General features: G+C 40.1%; 11 protein-coding genes and 3 pseudogenes. 7 read left to right on the forward strand and 7 right to left on the reverse strand.

Annotated features, from left to right (window positions below):
- Nucleotides 1–774 precede the first annotated feature (774 nt).
- On the forward strand, nt 775–1,857 hold the full coding sequence (locus IB196_RS05450; RefSeq protein ID WP_045888782.1) for an ImmA/IrrE family metallo-endopeptidase: 1,083 nt from the start codon (nt 775–777) through the stop codon (nt 1,855–1,857).
- Nucleotides 1,858–1,859: 2 nt separating this feature from the next.
- Here the strand turns inward: IB196_RS05450 and IB196_RS05455 are convergent, their stop codons facing one another.
- Together IB196_RS05455 and IB196_RS05460 are read right to left on the reverse strand one after the other, a co-directional pair.
- Nucleotides 1,860–2,798 carry a hypothetical protein gene (locus IB196_RS05455; RefSeq protein ID WP_045281727.1) on the reverse strand — a complete coding sequence of 313 codons (939 nt, stop codon included), beginning with the start codon at nt 2,796–2,798 and terminating at the stop codon, nt 1,860–1,862.
- Between the two features lie 9 nt (nt 2,799–2,807).
- Nucleotides 2,808–3,749: a thymidylate synthase gene (locus IB196_RS05460; RefSeq protein ID WP_045281755.1), complete on the reverse strand. Its 942-nt coding sequence runs from the start codon at nt 3,747–3,749 to the stop codon at nt 2,808–2,810.
- Between the two features lie 646 nt (nt 3,750–4,395).
- On the opposite strand from IB196_RS05460, the pseudogene IB196_RS05465 reads away from it, so the two are divergent.
- Nucleotides 4,396–4,610, forward strand: a pseudogene (locus tag IB196_RS05465) (hypothetical protein).
- Between the two features lie 275 nt (nt 4,611–4,885).
- On the forward strand, nt 4,886–6,253 hold the full coding sequence (locus IB196_RS05470; protein ID WP_223237015.1) for a hypothetical protein: 1,368 nt from the start codon (nt 4,886–4,888) through the stop codon (nt 6,251–6,253).
- 336 nt (nt 6,254–6,589) lie between these two features.
- Here IB196_RS05470 and IB196_RS05475 read toward each other — a convergent pair whose 3' ends face one another.
- From IB196_RS05475 to IB196_RS05490, 4 genes and pseudogenes are all read right to left on the reverse strand, one after another.
- Nucleotides 6,590–9,841 carry a hypothetical protein gene (locus tag IB196_RS05475; protein ID WP_188232386.1) on the reverse strand — a complete coding sequence of 1,084 codons (3,252 nt, stop codon included), beginning with the start codon at nt 9,839–9,841 and terminating at the stop codon, nt 6,590–6,592.
- 55 nt (nt 9,842–9,896) lie between these two features.
- Nucleotides 9,897–10,235: pseudogene (locus tag IB196_RS05480) on the reverse strand (tyrosine-type recombinase/integrase); the annotation flags it as partial.
- A 367-nt stretch (nt 10,236–10,602) separates the two neighbouring features.
- Complete coding sequence (locus IB196_RS05485; protein WP_223237014.1) at nt 10,603–11,058, reverse strand: hypothetical protein; 456 nt, start codon at nt 11,056–11,058, stop codon at nt 10,603–10,605.
- 136 nt (nt 11,059–11,194) lie between these two features.
- The gene (locus IB196_RS05490; protein WP_223240158.1) at nt 11,195–12,175 is read right to left on the reverse strand and encodes an ankyrin repeat domain-containing protein; all 981 of its coding nucleotides are present in this window, start codon (nt 12,173–12,175) and stop codon (nt 11,195–11,197) included.
- Between the two features lie 165 nt (nt 12,176–12,340).
- On the opposite strand from IB196_RS05490, the pseudogene IB196_RS05495 reads away from it, so the two are divergent.
- The 4 genes and pseudogenes from IB196_RS05495 to IB196_RS05510 all read left to right on the forward strand — a co-directional run.
- Nucleotides 12,341–12,510 (forward strand): annotated as a pseudogene (locus tag IB196_RS05495) (ATP-binding protein); the annotation flags it as partial.
- Nucleotides 12,511–12,943: 433 nt separating this feature from the next.
- Nucleotides 12,944–13,798: a DUF6387 family protein gene (locus IB196_RS05500; RefSeq protein WP_045281732.1), complete on the forward strand. Its 855-nt coding sequence runs from the start codon at nt 12,944–12,946 to the stop codon at nt 13,796–13,798.
- A gap of 122 nt (nt 13,799–13,920) precedes the next feature.
- Nucleotides 13,921–14,127, forward strand: a complete 207-nt coding sequence (locus IB196_RS05505) for an AlpA family transcriptional regulator (RefSeq protein WP_045281733.1) — start codon at nt 13,921–13,923, stop codon at nt 14,125–14,127.
- 204 nt (nt 14,128–14,331) lie between these two features.
- Nucleotides 14,332–14,607, forward strand: a complete 276-nt coding sequence (locus tag IB196_RS05510; protein ID WP_001065761.1) for a hypothetical protein — start codon at nt 14,332–14,334, stop codon at nt 14,605–14,607.
- A gap of 173 nt (nt 14,608–14,780) precedes the next feature.
- Here IB196_RS05510 and IB196_RS05515 read toward each other — a convergent pair whose 3' ends face one another.
- Complete coding sequence (locus IB196_RS05515) at nt 14,781–15,086, reverse strand: hypothetical protein (RefSeq protein ID WP_045281734.1); 306 nt, start codon at nt 15,084–15,086, stop codon at nt 14,781–14,783.
- Nucleotides 15,087–15,138 lie beyond the last annotated feature (52 nt).

Genomic DNA, 15,138 nt, shown 5'->3' on the forward strand with positions numbered 1-15,138 from the left:
TAATCATAGTGTATTGATATTTAATGTTTGTGTTTAAATTAATTTCGTTATGGGTTCCAAAAAGGAACCATAAAGTAGAACCACAGTACCTCGCATGGTTCCAACATGCCTAGCGACTTCAAAATAACACCCTCTATGGCATACTAAATGTAAGTGTGGCGGGATATTTAGCGTCTGATTACTGAGGGGGTCAATAAAAACGGCTCTATCTCAAATACTGTAGTGATCCATAAACTTGTCCGTTTGAGTAGATGGTGTACCTCGCCCGTTCAGGCACGGAGTGGCCAATCAGCAGAGTATTCATGTCTGCTATGAGCGATCTGCGGACATTGCTAACAGCCTTCTGTGTGAATCAACGGGGAGCTGGTCATAACCACCCGTGAAATCGTGGATTTTTTATACATTAGAATATAATATTCTCTGATAAATCGCTCAGCGTTGGTAACCCATTGCAGATTTTTTGTGACAGTTCCGAACTCAGAGACTCAATTGAGTTCAAAGAAGCAGGGATAAATTTGTTCGGTGATGCAGTAGCTGCAAAACTGCGCGTGCGGTGTGCTGATATCTGGTCTTCAGCATCGGTAGCTAAGCTTCCGGGTTTTCTTAAAACAGAATTTTTATGCGAAAATGGATGCGATTACATTACAATTAACCTCACAGAAGGGGTTAAAATGTACTTTGTAAATGGGCATCTAGCCCCCCCCCGGAAGGCAGACAACTCACTAGACTGGGGGCGGGTAACCCGGTTGAAACTGGTTCATATAGGCGAAGATTATGGTTTCTGATAACGGATTTAACCCGGACTGGGTGTCAGCCCCCGGAGATACCATAATAGACCTCATGGACGAACATGGTTTCAACGAAGAAGAGCTCAGTAAAAGAGTTGGCCTTTCCCTGATTAAAGGTCGTGAGTTGATTTCTGGTGAGCTTATTCTCACTGAGAAGATTGCCAACAAGCTCGAATCTCTCTTCGATGTCAGCACGACTTTCTGGCTCAGTCGTGAAGACAAATATCGCCAACATAAAGATGCGATCATTCGCCAAAATAATGAATGGGTTCAGTCTCTGCCTACGTCAGATATGAGTAAACTGGGTTGGATTCCGAAGGGCCTGAGCGGTAATAAAAAAGTCGAGTGTTGCCTGAGCTTTTTCGGCGTTTCATCCGTACCCGAATGGTTTAATTATTATAAAAATAAACAGACTGCTATAGCTTTCAGAAAATCCGAAGCTTTCAGAACGGAAGAAATGGCCGTAATTACTTGGCTCAAGAAAGCTGAATATATTTCGCGGAAACAGAGAACTTATGCATGGGATAAGGAAATACTTAAAGGCAGTCTGGAAGATTTAAGAAAACATTCTCTTGAGCCTGATCCCAAAGTATTTCTTCCTGCGATACGCAGCATACTCGCTGACGCTGGTGTAGCGCTTGTGATCCTGCCAACGCCAAAAGGATGTCCAGCAAGCGGCGCTACCTGTTTTTTTGAACACGGCAAAGCGACACTGATAATGAGTTTTCGGTATCTGAGAGACGATCATTTCTGGTTTACGTTGTTTCATGAGGTTGGCCATCTGGTTCTGCACAACTGTGAACAGCACCGCATAGAAGGAATGAGTGGCCTTTCTGAAAAAGAAGAACAGGAAGCAAACGAGTTTTCCAGCAGCGTCCTGATTCCCCCTGCATACCGTGCAGAGTTTGACACGCTGACTGGGCGGAACTGGAAAAATATTATTAAATTTGCCCGGAAAATTGGTGTATCAAAAGGGATAGTGCTGGGGCAGTTACAGCACGCCCAAAGAATCCCCTTTGATCATTTTGCCAAATTCAAAGTCAAATATAACCGTGAAGATCTGTCCTGAAGTCATCCTCCAAAGTAAACGTGGCGAGAGGGTGATTTCTGCCAGTTGCAAAGAGCATCTTCAAGAATTTGCATTTCAAGCTGCCCCATGTCCATGAAGGCGCTGAGCCTCGCCAGAAGTTCGTCCAATACTTTATAATTGGCCGCATTTCTCGCTTCACCGTAAAACAGAAGGTTTGCGCCATCCAGAGGTCCTGTTGCCCCGTTCAGATACAGCGTCCCCGGCTTGGCATCAATAATGCCGAACTTGATGAGCATCGTCAGAAAGTCGAACCTTCCAGCCCGCCCAAATGACAAAACCGCCTTCATGCTCCGGTAAAGAATATCAAAGTACTCTTCCTGACTACTGGATGCGGCTTTGGCTTCAGCAAACCGCGCTTCATGACTACCTGCGTTTCCTACCCACGCTACATATGAGCTGATGACGCGTGGAAGGGGGCGCTTGCAGTCCGGTCTGAGGGATTCGTACTTTCTGTGGTTCCCAAACCTTCTTTTCTGACCGTCTGCCAGCATCTGGCGATAGCAGCCCTCATACCAGGCGTGAAAGGTGTCCACTTCCGCAACCACTTTCTCCCAGGTCCATACATCGCCACCGAGGCCACCGTAAATGTCGGCGCACAACTGCCAACCGTACTTAAGATGTTTGCCAAAGTGGGTAGACAGGAAAATAAGCCAGCACGCCTCATCTACATTCCCTTCATAAACATGCAACCACGCAGCCCGTAGCGGATCAAAAATATCACAGTGGGGATTTCCCCGTAGCGGGGATATCTTATTTCTGCCAATGGCTCCGACGTACTCAATGCGACGCTTGCTGTCGAGTATCTGTGCGGCGAGCGTTGTGATTTTGTCGGGGGTATCTAATCCCTCAAGCGGGGTTTCATGTGTACTGAATGATTTGAGCTGTTCTGAAATTTCATCAATTAGGTCCTGTCGTTTCATTTTTCTCCCTCACAACCACTCAAGATAAATTTTGTAGGACTGATTTTGCAATTTCCCTGCAATGGCCTGAGCAGCTGGCAGGTTCTTATCTTTTTTGCATCTGAATATCGCCAGCATACGAAGGACATCTTTCCAGTATTCACTCAGCCTTAGCGCATCAATATCTGGAATATCGCCCTCACGGATGCGTTTCTCTGCATCAACAATGTTGCATAAGTAGTTAGTTATATCCTCTGTGGGCATTGCTACCATAACTGGTACAGATGGCGCATAACCCTCTTTGAGCGCAGCTTCGATGAGGGGAATATCCTCGATGTAGATGTGCAGACTTGCCGCATAGTGGCGATAAACACCCAAATTTAAACCGAGGGTTTTTGCAATCATTTCCTGAAGCATCGTGAATGCAAATATGTCGTGAACCAGTCCTGCCCGTGCATCGTTAGAACGCATGAATGTGAACATATCGAGGGAATCATTCCTAATCGCAAACTGGAGCCCGACAGTACAGGGGACATCAACGAAGGGATGGGCTATATCATTTGCGTCAAACAGTTGTATGGCTGCTCGCCTGGATGTGTTGCGTTTTTTTAAAAGCCGGATGACATTCTCAATCTGGTTGATTCCATTCTTGGTACCAAAGAGACGAGGCCCGTAAGCGCCATTAATCGTGCCATCACTTTCTGCAGAATCCTGGTATTTTGAGATGTAATAGCGAATAGATTCGACATCGTCACTGCCCGATAGGTACCACATTAACTCCCCCAGACAGGTGAATATTTTACCCCTGGATTCTGTTCTGCTAATCCGGCAAATCGGATTGTTTAAAATGATGTGTGTACCCAGAATCTCTTTTGTCGGTCCCCGTGTTGTTTCAACAGTAACTCCATCTGACAGGATATTTTCAAACACAGTCCGCATAACATCATCAATCGTGTTTTTCTCAATTTCCATATTTGTCATCCAAGTGAGAGCCGTGGGCAGGGTGCCAGATATCAGTCAGCAAGTAAGAATAATCCCAATTGGTCGTTATACATTCAGGTTGTACATTTTGTCTACAGATTTGAGCTTTGGAGCAAAAAACTGGCTTGTGTAGGGTGAGTCTACTGTGATGACGAGATTGGTTATTTGATCCTGGCCACAGCATTCAGCTCGTTAGCTCAGAGTGAATGCAGATTGTTGTCAGCAACTTATGTTTTTGGTACTCGAACCCGCATAACGAGTCAGATCTTTCCCTTACTTTTATTAACGGCATTGAACCACATCTCCCTTAACGAACCTAAATGCCCCCTCCGGTTCCACCACGGCCAGCCGGGTCGTCAGCCCAGCTGCGCTAACCGGCAGGCTGGTAAGCTCCGCCGAACCGCGAAGTAATGCGTTTCGGGCCCGACAGATTAGGTCTGATGGGTAACGGATGAAATAAAGCCAAACTAATCAATCTCAAAAGGTCGATGCTTAATTTTCTTCCGAGTTGTCAGGAGGATATAAAGTAAAGCAAATGGCTGGTGTGAGTGAGGGATGGATGCTGGGCTTTCATATGACCCGCCCAGACGTATGTATCATAGATTCAGGGACTCATTAGCATGATCGGAGATTGCATATGTTGATTTATAACGTTTTTGGACGGCATATTGGTGTTCAACGCAAGAATGATCGGTGGCTAGTATTTCGTGCCGACCTGACGGAGAGAAAGTTTTCTCGACTTTATGACATCGCTATTCTAGACGATATGGCAGAAGGTGAGATTGCTGGCTGGGTGACATTTTCCATGAAGCTACTACCGAGCGTTATCCAAATGTGGAGCGCATCGAATAAGGATTTAATGGATAGCATTACATTGAGTCCGCTCCTGGCACGAAGCGGCCGAACTAACTGAGCAGAAGGTCCGCTGTGAGCGAGGAGCGGACATCACAACTCACAAGGATTATGCGCAGTTTGTTTTCCAAACATACGGTTGATAGATGCTGTAATCCGGCACTAACAGCAGGATGCTTGGAAGTACATTTAAATGTAAAATGATATGTACTCTGTGTGAAACCACTGACAAACTTTGGGAACACAGTACTGAAGCCTAGTAAAAAGGAACTAGTATGTACAACAACCTCTATGCCCTCACAGAAAGCCTTTTTTGGGTTGATCGACTTCTAGATCAGGAATATGAAAATATCGGATTGAACGAATTGCTAATTGAGTTAGCTGAATATAATAAAAGGATAGATTCACTGATTATCGAACAAACAAATTCTGTACAGGAGTCTCGGCTGAATGTTTACATGGCGGGGAATCGTAATATTGAAAGGTATAAGAGTGGTTTGTTTTCAATGGACAGAGTCATTCTTGATGACATTCTGTATTCATTGAGCATACGATACAGGGTGAATCTTTCAGAAAACGTATTTGAAAAATTTATTGAAAGCGATAGCAATGAGAAGGTTGAACATCTCAGGAAGGAAATTGCTAGGTTTATCAGGTTTGCTAAAGAAAACTTTGATCTTATCCGTGGAGAGTTTATCGTTTTTGTACGAAGCGAATCTTCTATTAAAGATTCGGAGAGAGCTAATGGAATTTTAGACGATAACTCTGATGCTAATTTTATATTTCGATATCTCCCCCCTAATGTTGCCCGTCTGTATGAAAATAGACTATCCGTAAAGAATATAGAACGTCTGGGCAATACAAATAAAATACGGATATTAAACAAAAATGCTTTAACGAATGAAATCATGTTGGAAATTAAAGGTTGCGAAAGCTCGTATACAAATGGATATATGTATCAACATATAAAAAATGCCATTGATAATGATGACGGCACCATGTCTATGGAACTTGTCATGGGAAATCATAGCGGAAAAAAAAGTTATGAACGGTGGGTGCAGGGAGCAAAAAACCGTACAGTTCTCTTTCATTATAAAAACCTTATTACTGATCTTAACCAAGCGCATTCATGTAGAGCGTCCCTGGGGGCATATTGCCCATTTCATGGAGAGATTCTCCGTAAACTTGATCAAAAGAATGAAGTTCAGAGGGTTAAACTCTCTATTGACGTTCCATTTTTAGAGGGACTTACTCCAAGAGAACTCTACAAAATTAGAACTGACTACGAGTCGAGTTTTAATGCCTTCCGCTCTGTACTACGTGAAGCTGCGTATGACATAGAAGCAGAAAGTGACCCATATAAGAGACAACTGATAAATCAACATTTTGTCGAGCGCGTATGGGATGAAGGATTGACGGATATTGAGCAAAAAATACAGGCCTATAAGCGGAAAAGTAATAAAGAACTTTTTCTTAACATTGCGCCATCATTGATAGGTTTTATTGGTGCACCAAATCCAGTGTCGTTGGCTACAGGAGCTTTTACGATTCTAAAAGATGTTTTTAATATAACAAGCCATTCTTCAGAAATAAAGAGCCACCCTTCATATTTTCTTCTCATGATGTCAAAAGCCAAAAAATAAACTTTATGACTGAGGCAGTAGAAAATAATGTGTGAATATATTCACTTAAGAAAAAAGGTTCTAAAAGGGCATAATTAGTTTAACCCAGTGACCTGTTCCCCGTGAATCAACACAGGCTGTTGTTAGCTACTTCCGCTTTTGGCACGTAGCGGAGGCGAGGTCTGCTATGAGCGAGGAGCGAAACCTCGGAATGCATACTTACTTCGATGCGTGTTAAGCAATGGGGAGTAGGTCAGTAATTTATTGTGAAAGCAATAACACTAATAGCATTAGTGAAGAGGCTAAAGATTTGTTTAGAACCCGCCCCCTTAAGAGGCGGTATTCTTGGCAAACATTTTATTTACTGTTTATCAATTGCAATAATGGGATCTCAGCTACATCACTAGGAATATAGGGGTCATCTTCTTTTAAATTAACCCCAATGCAATCAACATCATTTAACCCAATTTCCCAAGCCCACCTAACATCTAACGTACTCATTTCTATCCCTAAACTATCTCTTTGTGGATGCTCAGGAACAATATTTTTTAACATCGCATCACATCCAAGATAGAATTTTCCACAAGCCTGATATGCAGCAAAAAACCTTTCTAAATTGACATTGCTATCAGGAGTCATCGTATTAATTCTACTGATCATTGTCATTCTTTTAGTTAACGGAGTTGTCATCATATTTTCAGATATTAGTACTCTATAATGAGTTGGGTTTTTAACTGAAATACCCTTGACAATACAAACCCGTAATCTGGCTTTACTATCTACCAAGCCTACTGATGATATAAGATCTTTGAAAATATCCTCACCTATATCGGGGTGTTTAAATAATAGATATAACCCTGGATAACACGATTTAAATTGAGCGAAGCCTACTCCTTGCCAGCGTGTTCTATCCCATAGACGAGGTTTGATTAGACTTTGTATGGAATAATCTTTATGTGTTATATTTTCGGGATTAAGTTCCTCTTCAGGCATTCTTCCTTTACCAGGTGTTGGAGCTTTTATATCCTCGATCTCCAACACTTTCGGAAATTCACTATCCCAGGATTTATCTCTTAAAAGAGGATAAGTTTTCTTTTCAGCACTGGTGGAATAAATTTTCTTAATTTGTTGATCAATATCATTTCCAAGAACATTTTCAATAGATTTGATACAGGCACCAAAACTAATTGCTCTGTCGAATGCAGCATCTTCGAAGATCATTTTTTCAATGTATTCTGTATTTTTTATAAAAAATAATTCAGGGAGAAGATCAAATACTAATTTCTTGAATTCATTTGTGATTTTTTGTTGAGCCTCGATTCTAAAATCACTTGCATCAAAACCAGCGCAATTTATTGTAAGATTTAGTTTTCCACTATTGCTATTTATTTCATGTGATAAGGATAAGTCATCATCGTCATCTGCTATTACTTCAATAATTAAAAATGCTTCTTTAAGATGGATGTTGTCAATCGTACAGGTTGCAAAAGCACCCTCTAAAAGTGATAAGACATTAGTTGAAAATTCTATAAATGGTGACCGATTCGGAAAGTTAATTTCTATGGTGCATCCAAAAATAAAAGATGTATGTACTCCTCGTTTGTCATGGTTATCTTTTATGCCCTTACTATTAAATCCTGCATCAAAGTCACGTATTTTTTGCAAGAAATCATTATGATCTTTATCGGCAGTAACTTCGTACTCACGTTCAAAATCTTCAATATAACCTAAAGCATATTTAAGACATCCCGATGATACAAAAAGGCCTAATCTATCGAGTTCATCGGGGATATTACTCTGTCGATTTATTCCCTTTAGGTCAGTGTTCAAAATGAGTTGACTTATGTAAAAATCGACTTGCTGATTTTCTTTATCGCCGAACGAGCTATCACTGATATTCTCGTTAATTATTAAAAACAGTTCATACCATAAAATGGCATGTGCTAATTTCCCTAGTTTTATTTCTGTTAGGCATAAACTATAATAAATCTCAGCCTGCTTTAATGATATCTCATCATACTTCCAGAAGTTATCTGTAATCAAAGAAGCGGATAGAAGCAAGCATGAACGTGAACTCCATAGCAATCCAATGGATTCGTAAGCATAAGCAATAGCTTTTAATGCTAATATAAATTTATCTCGTGATTCCTCTTTATAGAGTGGAATAAAAGATTTTCCTAAATACTTGATTGCCTGATAAGGGTGACCATTTTGAAGCCTCTTTATACCTCTTCGTAGATTTAATAATGCCCCTTTAACTTCACCACCTCTAACAGCAGATTGCTCAGTCATATAGTCTAATAAATTTTCATATGCATCTACATCGAAAAAAATGTCATCTAGTTCGTTCAAAAGTTGGAAGTTTTTCTCAAAAGGATAGCCTATTAAATTCCCACTATTTTTAAAAATTTCATGTAACTCTTCAAATACAACCGAAGCATCTTCTACATCTGAAAACGTTGTCAATTTATAAATGGCTTTGTGAGTTCTCGCTGTTAGCGCATTACTGGGACGTGAATCATCGTCAGCTATCTCATCTAGTTTGGCGAGCATGTTACGTTCAATATTCTCAATGTCGATTGTAGATGTTGCGTTGTTAAGTCTAATATAACTTTTATGAACGGTTACTAAATTTAAAACTTTTTCCCATTTTGAGGAATTAGTTGATGATGCTATACTTTCATACGCTAATTGAAGATTTTCTTCGAAGAGATTAAAATCTTCCATCCAAAAATGGGACTTCCAGGCGTATTGATAATACGCATCTAGCAATTGTTGATTAGTCCCGAATTTTTTTGAGATTTTTATAGCTCTTTCAAATAGACCTTGTGTTTCAATTAGAGGTTTCTCAAGTTCAGCGCTTAACTCTGCAATTTCTAAAACTATATCCACTTGTTCATATGAAATTTCAGCAGGGTTTATTTCCTCTCTAATATACTCGGTTAATTCTTCATATTTTTTATGTTTCTTATAATCATTTTCTCCAAAAATAATTTCTCTTTTATATTGTGTTGGAACTGACAATGAATCAATGACCAATTGCTCAAAATGGTTTTTGTAAATTTGATCTAATAGCCAATTAATGTCTAATATACGGACATCTATTCCAGTTTTTGTTTTTAGTGTATCCTCAACCTCTGAACGAATATTGGACTTTGCAGATTGATTCGTTACGCAAAATACTTTAGTATACCCACGCTCTGTTTCTTTTATCTTAAGTACATCTTCATGACATTTTTTCTTCCAGTCTTTACGTGTACTTACCGCAAAGGCCCAACGTTCTTTATTTGATGCTTCATTAACACCTTCGAACCAAAGAAGCTTATTCTGTTCCGAAACAGGGAATGTTTGTGTGTCAGTTTTACCATCCCCCCCTGCTACAGGACCAGTCTGTTCCAGGAGATTAGGGCAAATTATTTTTTCACATATTTTTTTTGCAAAATCTTCGAATTGTAATTCTTGATTTCTTGTATTTAGAGTAGAGAGGAAGTGTTCCAGTACAACTCTATCTAAAGTACCAGTCTCTCTGATTGTTGAATCAGAAAATTTTTCAGGGCGACGGCGCCTTAGAAATTCTTTAGATGAAAATTTGGTTTCCTGTACATTCATGATTGTGACGCTCCTCTTGCTATCGACAATAAACCTTTGTATGCATCAACAAGACTTATTGTTCATACAGCCTTTTTTGAAGAAAAAATTGCGGAAGTTTATTTCTAGACAAGCTATCTATGTAATCACTATACCACTGCATCATCTGTTGTCTCCCTTCCAAATATTGTGCATGATTGTAAGCCCCGTGAATAGCGTTCTTATCCACATGTGCAAGCAGTGTTTCGATCCATGCAGAGTTGTATCCTTCTACGTGCAGAATGGTGCTCATTGTGTGACGAAAACCATGCCCCGTCAGCCTTCCTTTTTATCCTAATAGCCCAATTACCTGATTAATGCTTTCCTTTGAGATCGGCTTAGTACGATCATTACGTCCAATGAATACGATCGGATAGATGCGCCTAATCTTTTAACATCGTGTTTTCTATGTCCGTTCCTGGCACGGAGCGGACAGAAAGCAAAGTTATAAGATCCGTTGTGAGCGAATAGCGGCCCATGGCTGCGAGGCCGCTCGCAATTTTAACTTCAGCCGATTCGAGTTTTAAACTCATTTATCCATGCAATGAGCTCCAATACATCTTTTTCGAATTCATCGAGTTCAACCGGAACCAGAGGCAGCTCATCGGATTGAGAGTGCTCGTAAACTGAATACTTGGTCATCAGCGCGTCAATAAGATCACAGTCTTCTGCTATTACCTTGGTGATACCCCGCAGCTTCCCTTTAGTATTGACATCACGTCTGAACCGGACAATCACATCATTTAAAAGGACAAATTTACTATTCGTTCCAAGATTATCCGAAAATCACTGCATGCACTTTTTGCCGTAAGATCATAAACATCGGCATCTGCATCGGCTTGATGCTTTTTGAGCTTAGGGATGACATGATCCCTAATCATATTAAGCGACTTTTCAGGCTTGGCATCCCGCAAGCTGTGTTGCGCCAAGATTCCCGAAATTTTATCTAATCGTCTAAGCGACTGCACGGTATGGTTAATTTTCTCATTAGCCGGATTCTCACTGTGCTTTTTAATTACAGCATCAATGATGGAAACAAGCGAAAGGCGGTGTGTGAATATTATGACCTGTCTGGTCTTCGCTAACTCGACAAGCCTAGCTACAACCCGCTCTTCGAAGTCCTGATCTAATGACGAAATAATGATTGACAAGTTCACTAAACAACGAGCAGATATTTTCAAATTGCCTGCTGCTTCCACATCACCAGGCAGAGGCGTCAGACCCTTAGCACCATACGTTTCATAGAGTAATTCCCAATATAGTTAATGCTGAATTTCTTTGTTCATGTTGAGGCAGTATATTGAAACAATTCGAATAAATCACACATATAAGCTCTCACAATCTTCCGCCATTTTTAACTGTTACAGATATACTTTTAGCAGGTTTTAAATGCTTGGAGATTTCTTTCTGTTCGCGACGGATTTTGTATGAATTAATTTCTTCGTAATCCTTGTGTTTATTTATTTTTGATAAATCAACCAAGAGCTTATTTCTTATCATCCACTTTACAATTCGCTTGTCGATATCCTTATAGAGAGGACCGCCTTTGTATTTATAGAAGTGAATATCATGAATTTCACTGATGAAATCAAGTATGGATAAGATTTCTTTATAATCACCAATGTAACTGTTAATGGTGAAATGGTCTTTATTAAGTTCTATTTTGAATCCATGTTCAGAAAGGTAATACAAAAAAAAGGCTGAGTCGAGATTACAAAAATCTACATGCAGCGTTCTTCTGTCAAATCTATCAATATGCGAGAGAATGATATCATGTAATTCATAATCATATACATTGTCAATAAACCCTTTCCCTGAATGATCAATTTGATTGACATTGCATCCAGCATCTATTGCTACGGATAAAACTTCCGGGGAGAGGGGCAAGAAGAGAATATTTCTTCCTTTTTTATCGATGTGATTTATATCACAACCAGCATTAATTAATTCTGTCAGTCCTTCAGCATTCCTGTAATGTTCAAAAATGCATGTGTAGCCATTAGTATCCGTATGCGAGGTGTCTAAACCCAGTCCAATCAGTTTCCTCAGTATTTCTGGATTTTTTTGATGAAAGAGCGCATTTTGCCCATGTCCGTTGATATGGTGTATATTAATTCCATAACTTAGCAGGCAATCCATGGCTTCCAGGGTTCTGCAGCTAAAAAGGGCATTGTCACCGTTATTATGAACAGCATTAATATCATAGCCAACTTTTAAAGCATTCTTTATACCATCAGGCGACGTTGCATTGAAGAATGATTCAGAAATGGCAAGGTCTAATGCCTTTTCTAATAATCCCTTTTGTAATAAGGACATGACTAAGTCCATAAACACCCCCATGAAAAAATGTTTAAGTCATTAGATATCAGAAATTCTGTGAAATGCAACAACTGGGGAAAGGTGTTCATGATGTGCGGAATAAAAATTTCAACAAACCACCCGTGGATACATCAGAAACACCTGCAGTAAATTTACGCCTGTAACCTACCGTCCGGACTATAGGACCAAACCTTCGTGGGAGATGCTACCATTATATCGGCAATATTGAACCGGATTTTACATCACACACATCGTACAAATAAAAAGAAGAAGGCTATCGACTGAAGCAAAAACGGAAAGCCGGGGTTGTCGCTGAAGCTAATCCTGAGTAAACAAGGTGGATTTACATTAGAATGTCGGTGGTGGAGGTATGTGGATCACTTTTTACCCCTTGTTGACCCCTGGCGCTCCCAAGCCATTTCCAGTGCTCTGATGGTAAGTTTGCTGTCAGGTGCGAATTGAATTTCATTGCCACCCACCGGGTTTTCTGGCAAACAGGTCGAGAACAACGACAAGATACGCCCAGAGTAAAGTAAGAGGCAGGGCGTAGTCGGGCCATATCTCTGCCTCTTCTCTCCTGACAGGACGTAGACCCTGGCAAGTTGCATCAAAAGATAACAAATTTCTCAGTTCAACTTCCTTCTGGCTAGGTTAACGTGCAAGCAGGAACTGCTTTTCATCGATTAGTGAATACGGTAGTTTTTTCAAACTAACTGAACTCTATTCGTATGACTTAAATCTTTAAGAAGGCAGGAGATTTGAATTTTGAAAAACTGGACACCAGAGCATACTAAAGAAATCAAAGCTTGGCTTGACATAGATAACTATCGCAAGCTCGAAGACATCAGTTTAAATGCCTTGTATCACGAACTTTGGGCAAGAGCGCTTCTGTACAAGCCAGGGCCTACTGACGAAGAAAAGAAAGGGCTATGGGTGTACATGACTGAAATTTTCAGTGGGAACCCCCATCTTTTCAAAGGGAAGCAACTCGATTATCCAACAGTTAACGATACTCTCTACAGTCCTCCACACATTTTTATCACGGATATCACCAGGCTTGCTGAACTTAGTGTGATGGCCCTTAGTGTGAATCTTTTCACTTGGGAGGAAGGAAACGATGAATATTGTGTTAATGCGCCTCATCACGAAGCTTATGTGTCACAACTCTTGTCCCCCTTATGTGAGAAAACGGTGTTGCTTGAAATCGATCTTGGTAGTGGTACTGACGATGAAATAGCTGAATCGATAAAAGCGGCCCTGCCACAATGGAGATCGGTAAAAGGAGTGGAAGTTAATGAAACCGGTATCGTTCGTTTCGGCTATGGAACCATTAAAAAAATCATAAATTACAGGTTGGTTGCGATGCTGGACATCTTACTTTGGGCAAAAAGGAAAGAACTAAGAATCTCAGATGATCGCCTCTCCCGGCTTCTTTATACTGATGAAGATGAAGAAACAACTACCCGTTTAGGGTATCACATTAAAGACTCAGATCGTCCGCTTGCGATGAAAGCTGCAACGATAGACTTCATTAGGCAGTTCAATTTTTTCATGAACCGAAATCCCCACCTGAAAAACATGAGAGTTTCAGATGTGATGAAACTCTCTGATTCTAACTGATCTCGAATTCCCGAAGTCTACTACTGCAGGGCAGACCGTAACCCTGCAGTTAGGAAACTCGCTCCTTTCTTTTCCCAACTGTTCGTATAGTGATCCCATCACAACGATAAAGGGAAAACAAAATGAAAAATCAAAATACCCGCCTAATTCGCTTGCCAGAAGTTATGAACAGAACCGGCTATGGCAAGGCCTGGATTTATCGTCTAATCAACGAAGGTTTATTTCCACAACCCATAAAAATTGGTTCGCGTGCAATTGCATTTGTCGAAAGCGAAATTGATGAATGGATCGCATCTGCAATTGAGCGTTCACGTAAAAATGCAGCCTGATTACGGGGTTAATGATGAGTGTATTAAATTTGGTGTGTAAAAATAAATGGTGCTATTCAACAATGAGCAGAGGGCCGCCTGATATTTTACAAGTAGTATTAGGTCAGGCTTTGGTATTAAGAAGTAATAACAATAGTCATTGGTGGAAATTATAATCGCATTTTTACCGTGACATTATAGATTAATAAGTACAGGAGATTTAAAATGAATAATTCAATCAGAGTACCGGAAGATAAAGATTTTGTATGTGCATTTGTGACTTCACCGGATAGCTTGTATGAGGCTATTGAAACCTATCGTAATTATGTAGATCCAGTCGAAGAGATAGAGTTTGAGCACGTCCTTCTTTATTTGTTGTGTTCTATACTGGTGGAGGGTGCTACAGATGTTACCATTAATGATGAAGTACGAATGTGTATTGAGCACCTTGTCAATGAAAAAAATATTATCAGAAAGAATAACGCAGGTAAAAAGGTGTAAAGTCTGTAATAAATTATCATGGGTACAGACAGCACAAGTCTGTACCTTCTTATTTTAATTCTACTGGCAATGGTATATAAAAATTATGTGCTTTTGATAGTGGTCATGTGGTTTTGCTATAGCAAGCATTGCAGGATAGGAATATCCTGAACTTTCATTCTCTGCCCTTTGTTTTATTTAAGATAACTGAAAAATACAGGGTTTAAACGATACTGGTATTTAAACTCAGTAGGTATAATAACATTCGTATCAATCAGTTTATCGATGGCCCGATAAAATCGGGCTGGCGTAATATGTATCTCTTCCTGCTGTGTGATGGATGTTGCACGGTGAAAGTTCAGGTAAACAGTGTTTTTATCTGGTGTGTATGAAGCGATTAATGTGAGAAGCCAAAACACATTGTGAGCAGTATTGTTCAGATTGCGTTGTTCATCTGATAATTTATTCTGGTAAAGGTAAGCAGGGAGTCTTTGCTTCATAAAGATATCTTTTATTTTGTTAAGTTTTTCACTGGTGTGGGGCGTAAAATCA

The organism is Citrobacter sp. C6_1 (genome assembly GCF_014596835.2).
GTDB lineage: Bacteria > Pseudomonadota > Gammaproteobacteria > Enterobacterales > Enterobacteriaceae > Citrobacter > Citrobacter pasteurii.

Coding starts and splice junctions, on each gene's coding strand:
- IB196_RS05450 (WP_045888782.1), top strand. CDS start 775: ATGGTTTCTGATAACGGATTTAACCCGGACTGGGTGTCAGCCCCCGGA.
- IB196_RS05455 (WP_045281727.1), bottom strand. CDS start 2,798: ATGAAACGACAGGACCTAATTGATGAAATTTCAGAACAGCTCAAATCA.
- IB196_RS05460 (WP_045281755.1), bottom strand. CDS start 3,749: ATGGAAATTGAGAAAAACACGATTGATGATGTTATGCGGACTGTGTTT.
- IB196_RS05470 (WP_223237015.1), top strand. CDS start 4,886: ATGTACAACAACCTCTATGCCCTCACAGAAAGCCTTTTTTGGGTTGAT.
- IB196_RS05475 (WP_188232386.1), bottom strand. CDS start 9,841: ATGAATGTACAGGAAACCAAATTTTCATCTAAAGAATTTCTAAGGCGC.
- IB196_RS05490 (WP_223240158.1), bottom strand. CDS start 12,175: ATGTCCTTATTACAAAAGGGATTATTAGAAAAGGCATTAGACCTTGCC.
- IB196_RS05505 (WP_045281733.1), top strand. CDS start 13,921: ATGAAAAATCAAAATACCCGCCTAATTCGCTTGCCAGAAGTTATGAAC.
- IB196_RS05510 (WP_001065761.1), top strand. CDS start 14,332: ATGAATAATTCAATCAGAGTACCGGAAGATAAAGATTTTGTATGTGCA.
- IB196_RS05515 (WP_045281734.1), bottom strand. CDS start 15,086: ATGAAGCAAAGACTCCCTGCTTACCTTTACCAGAATAAATTATCAGAT.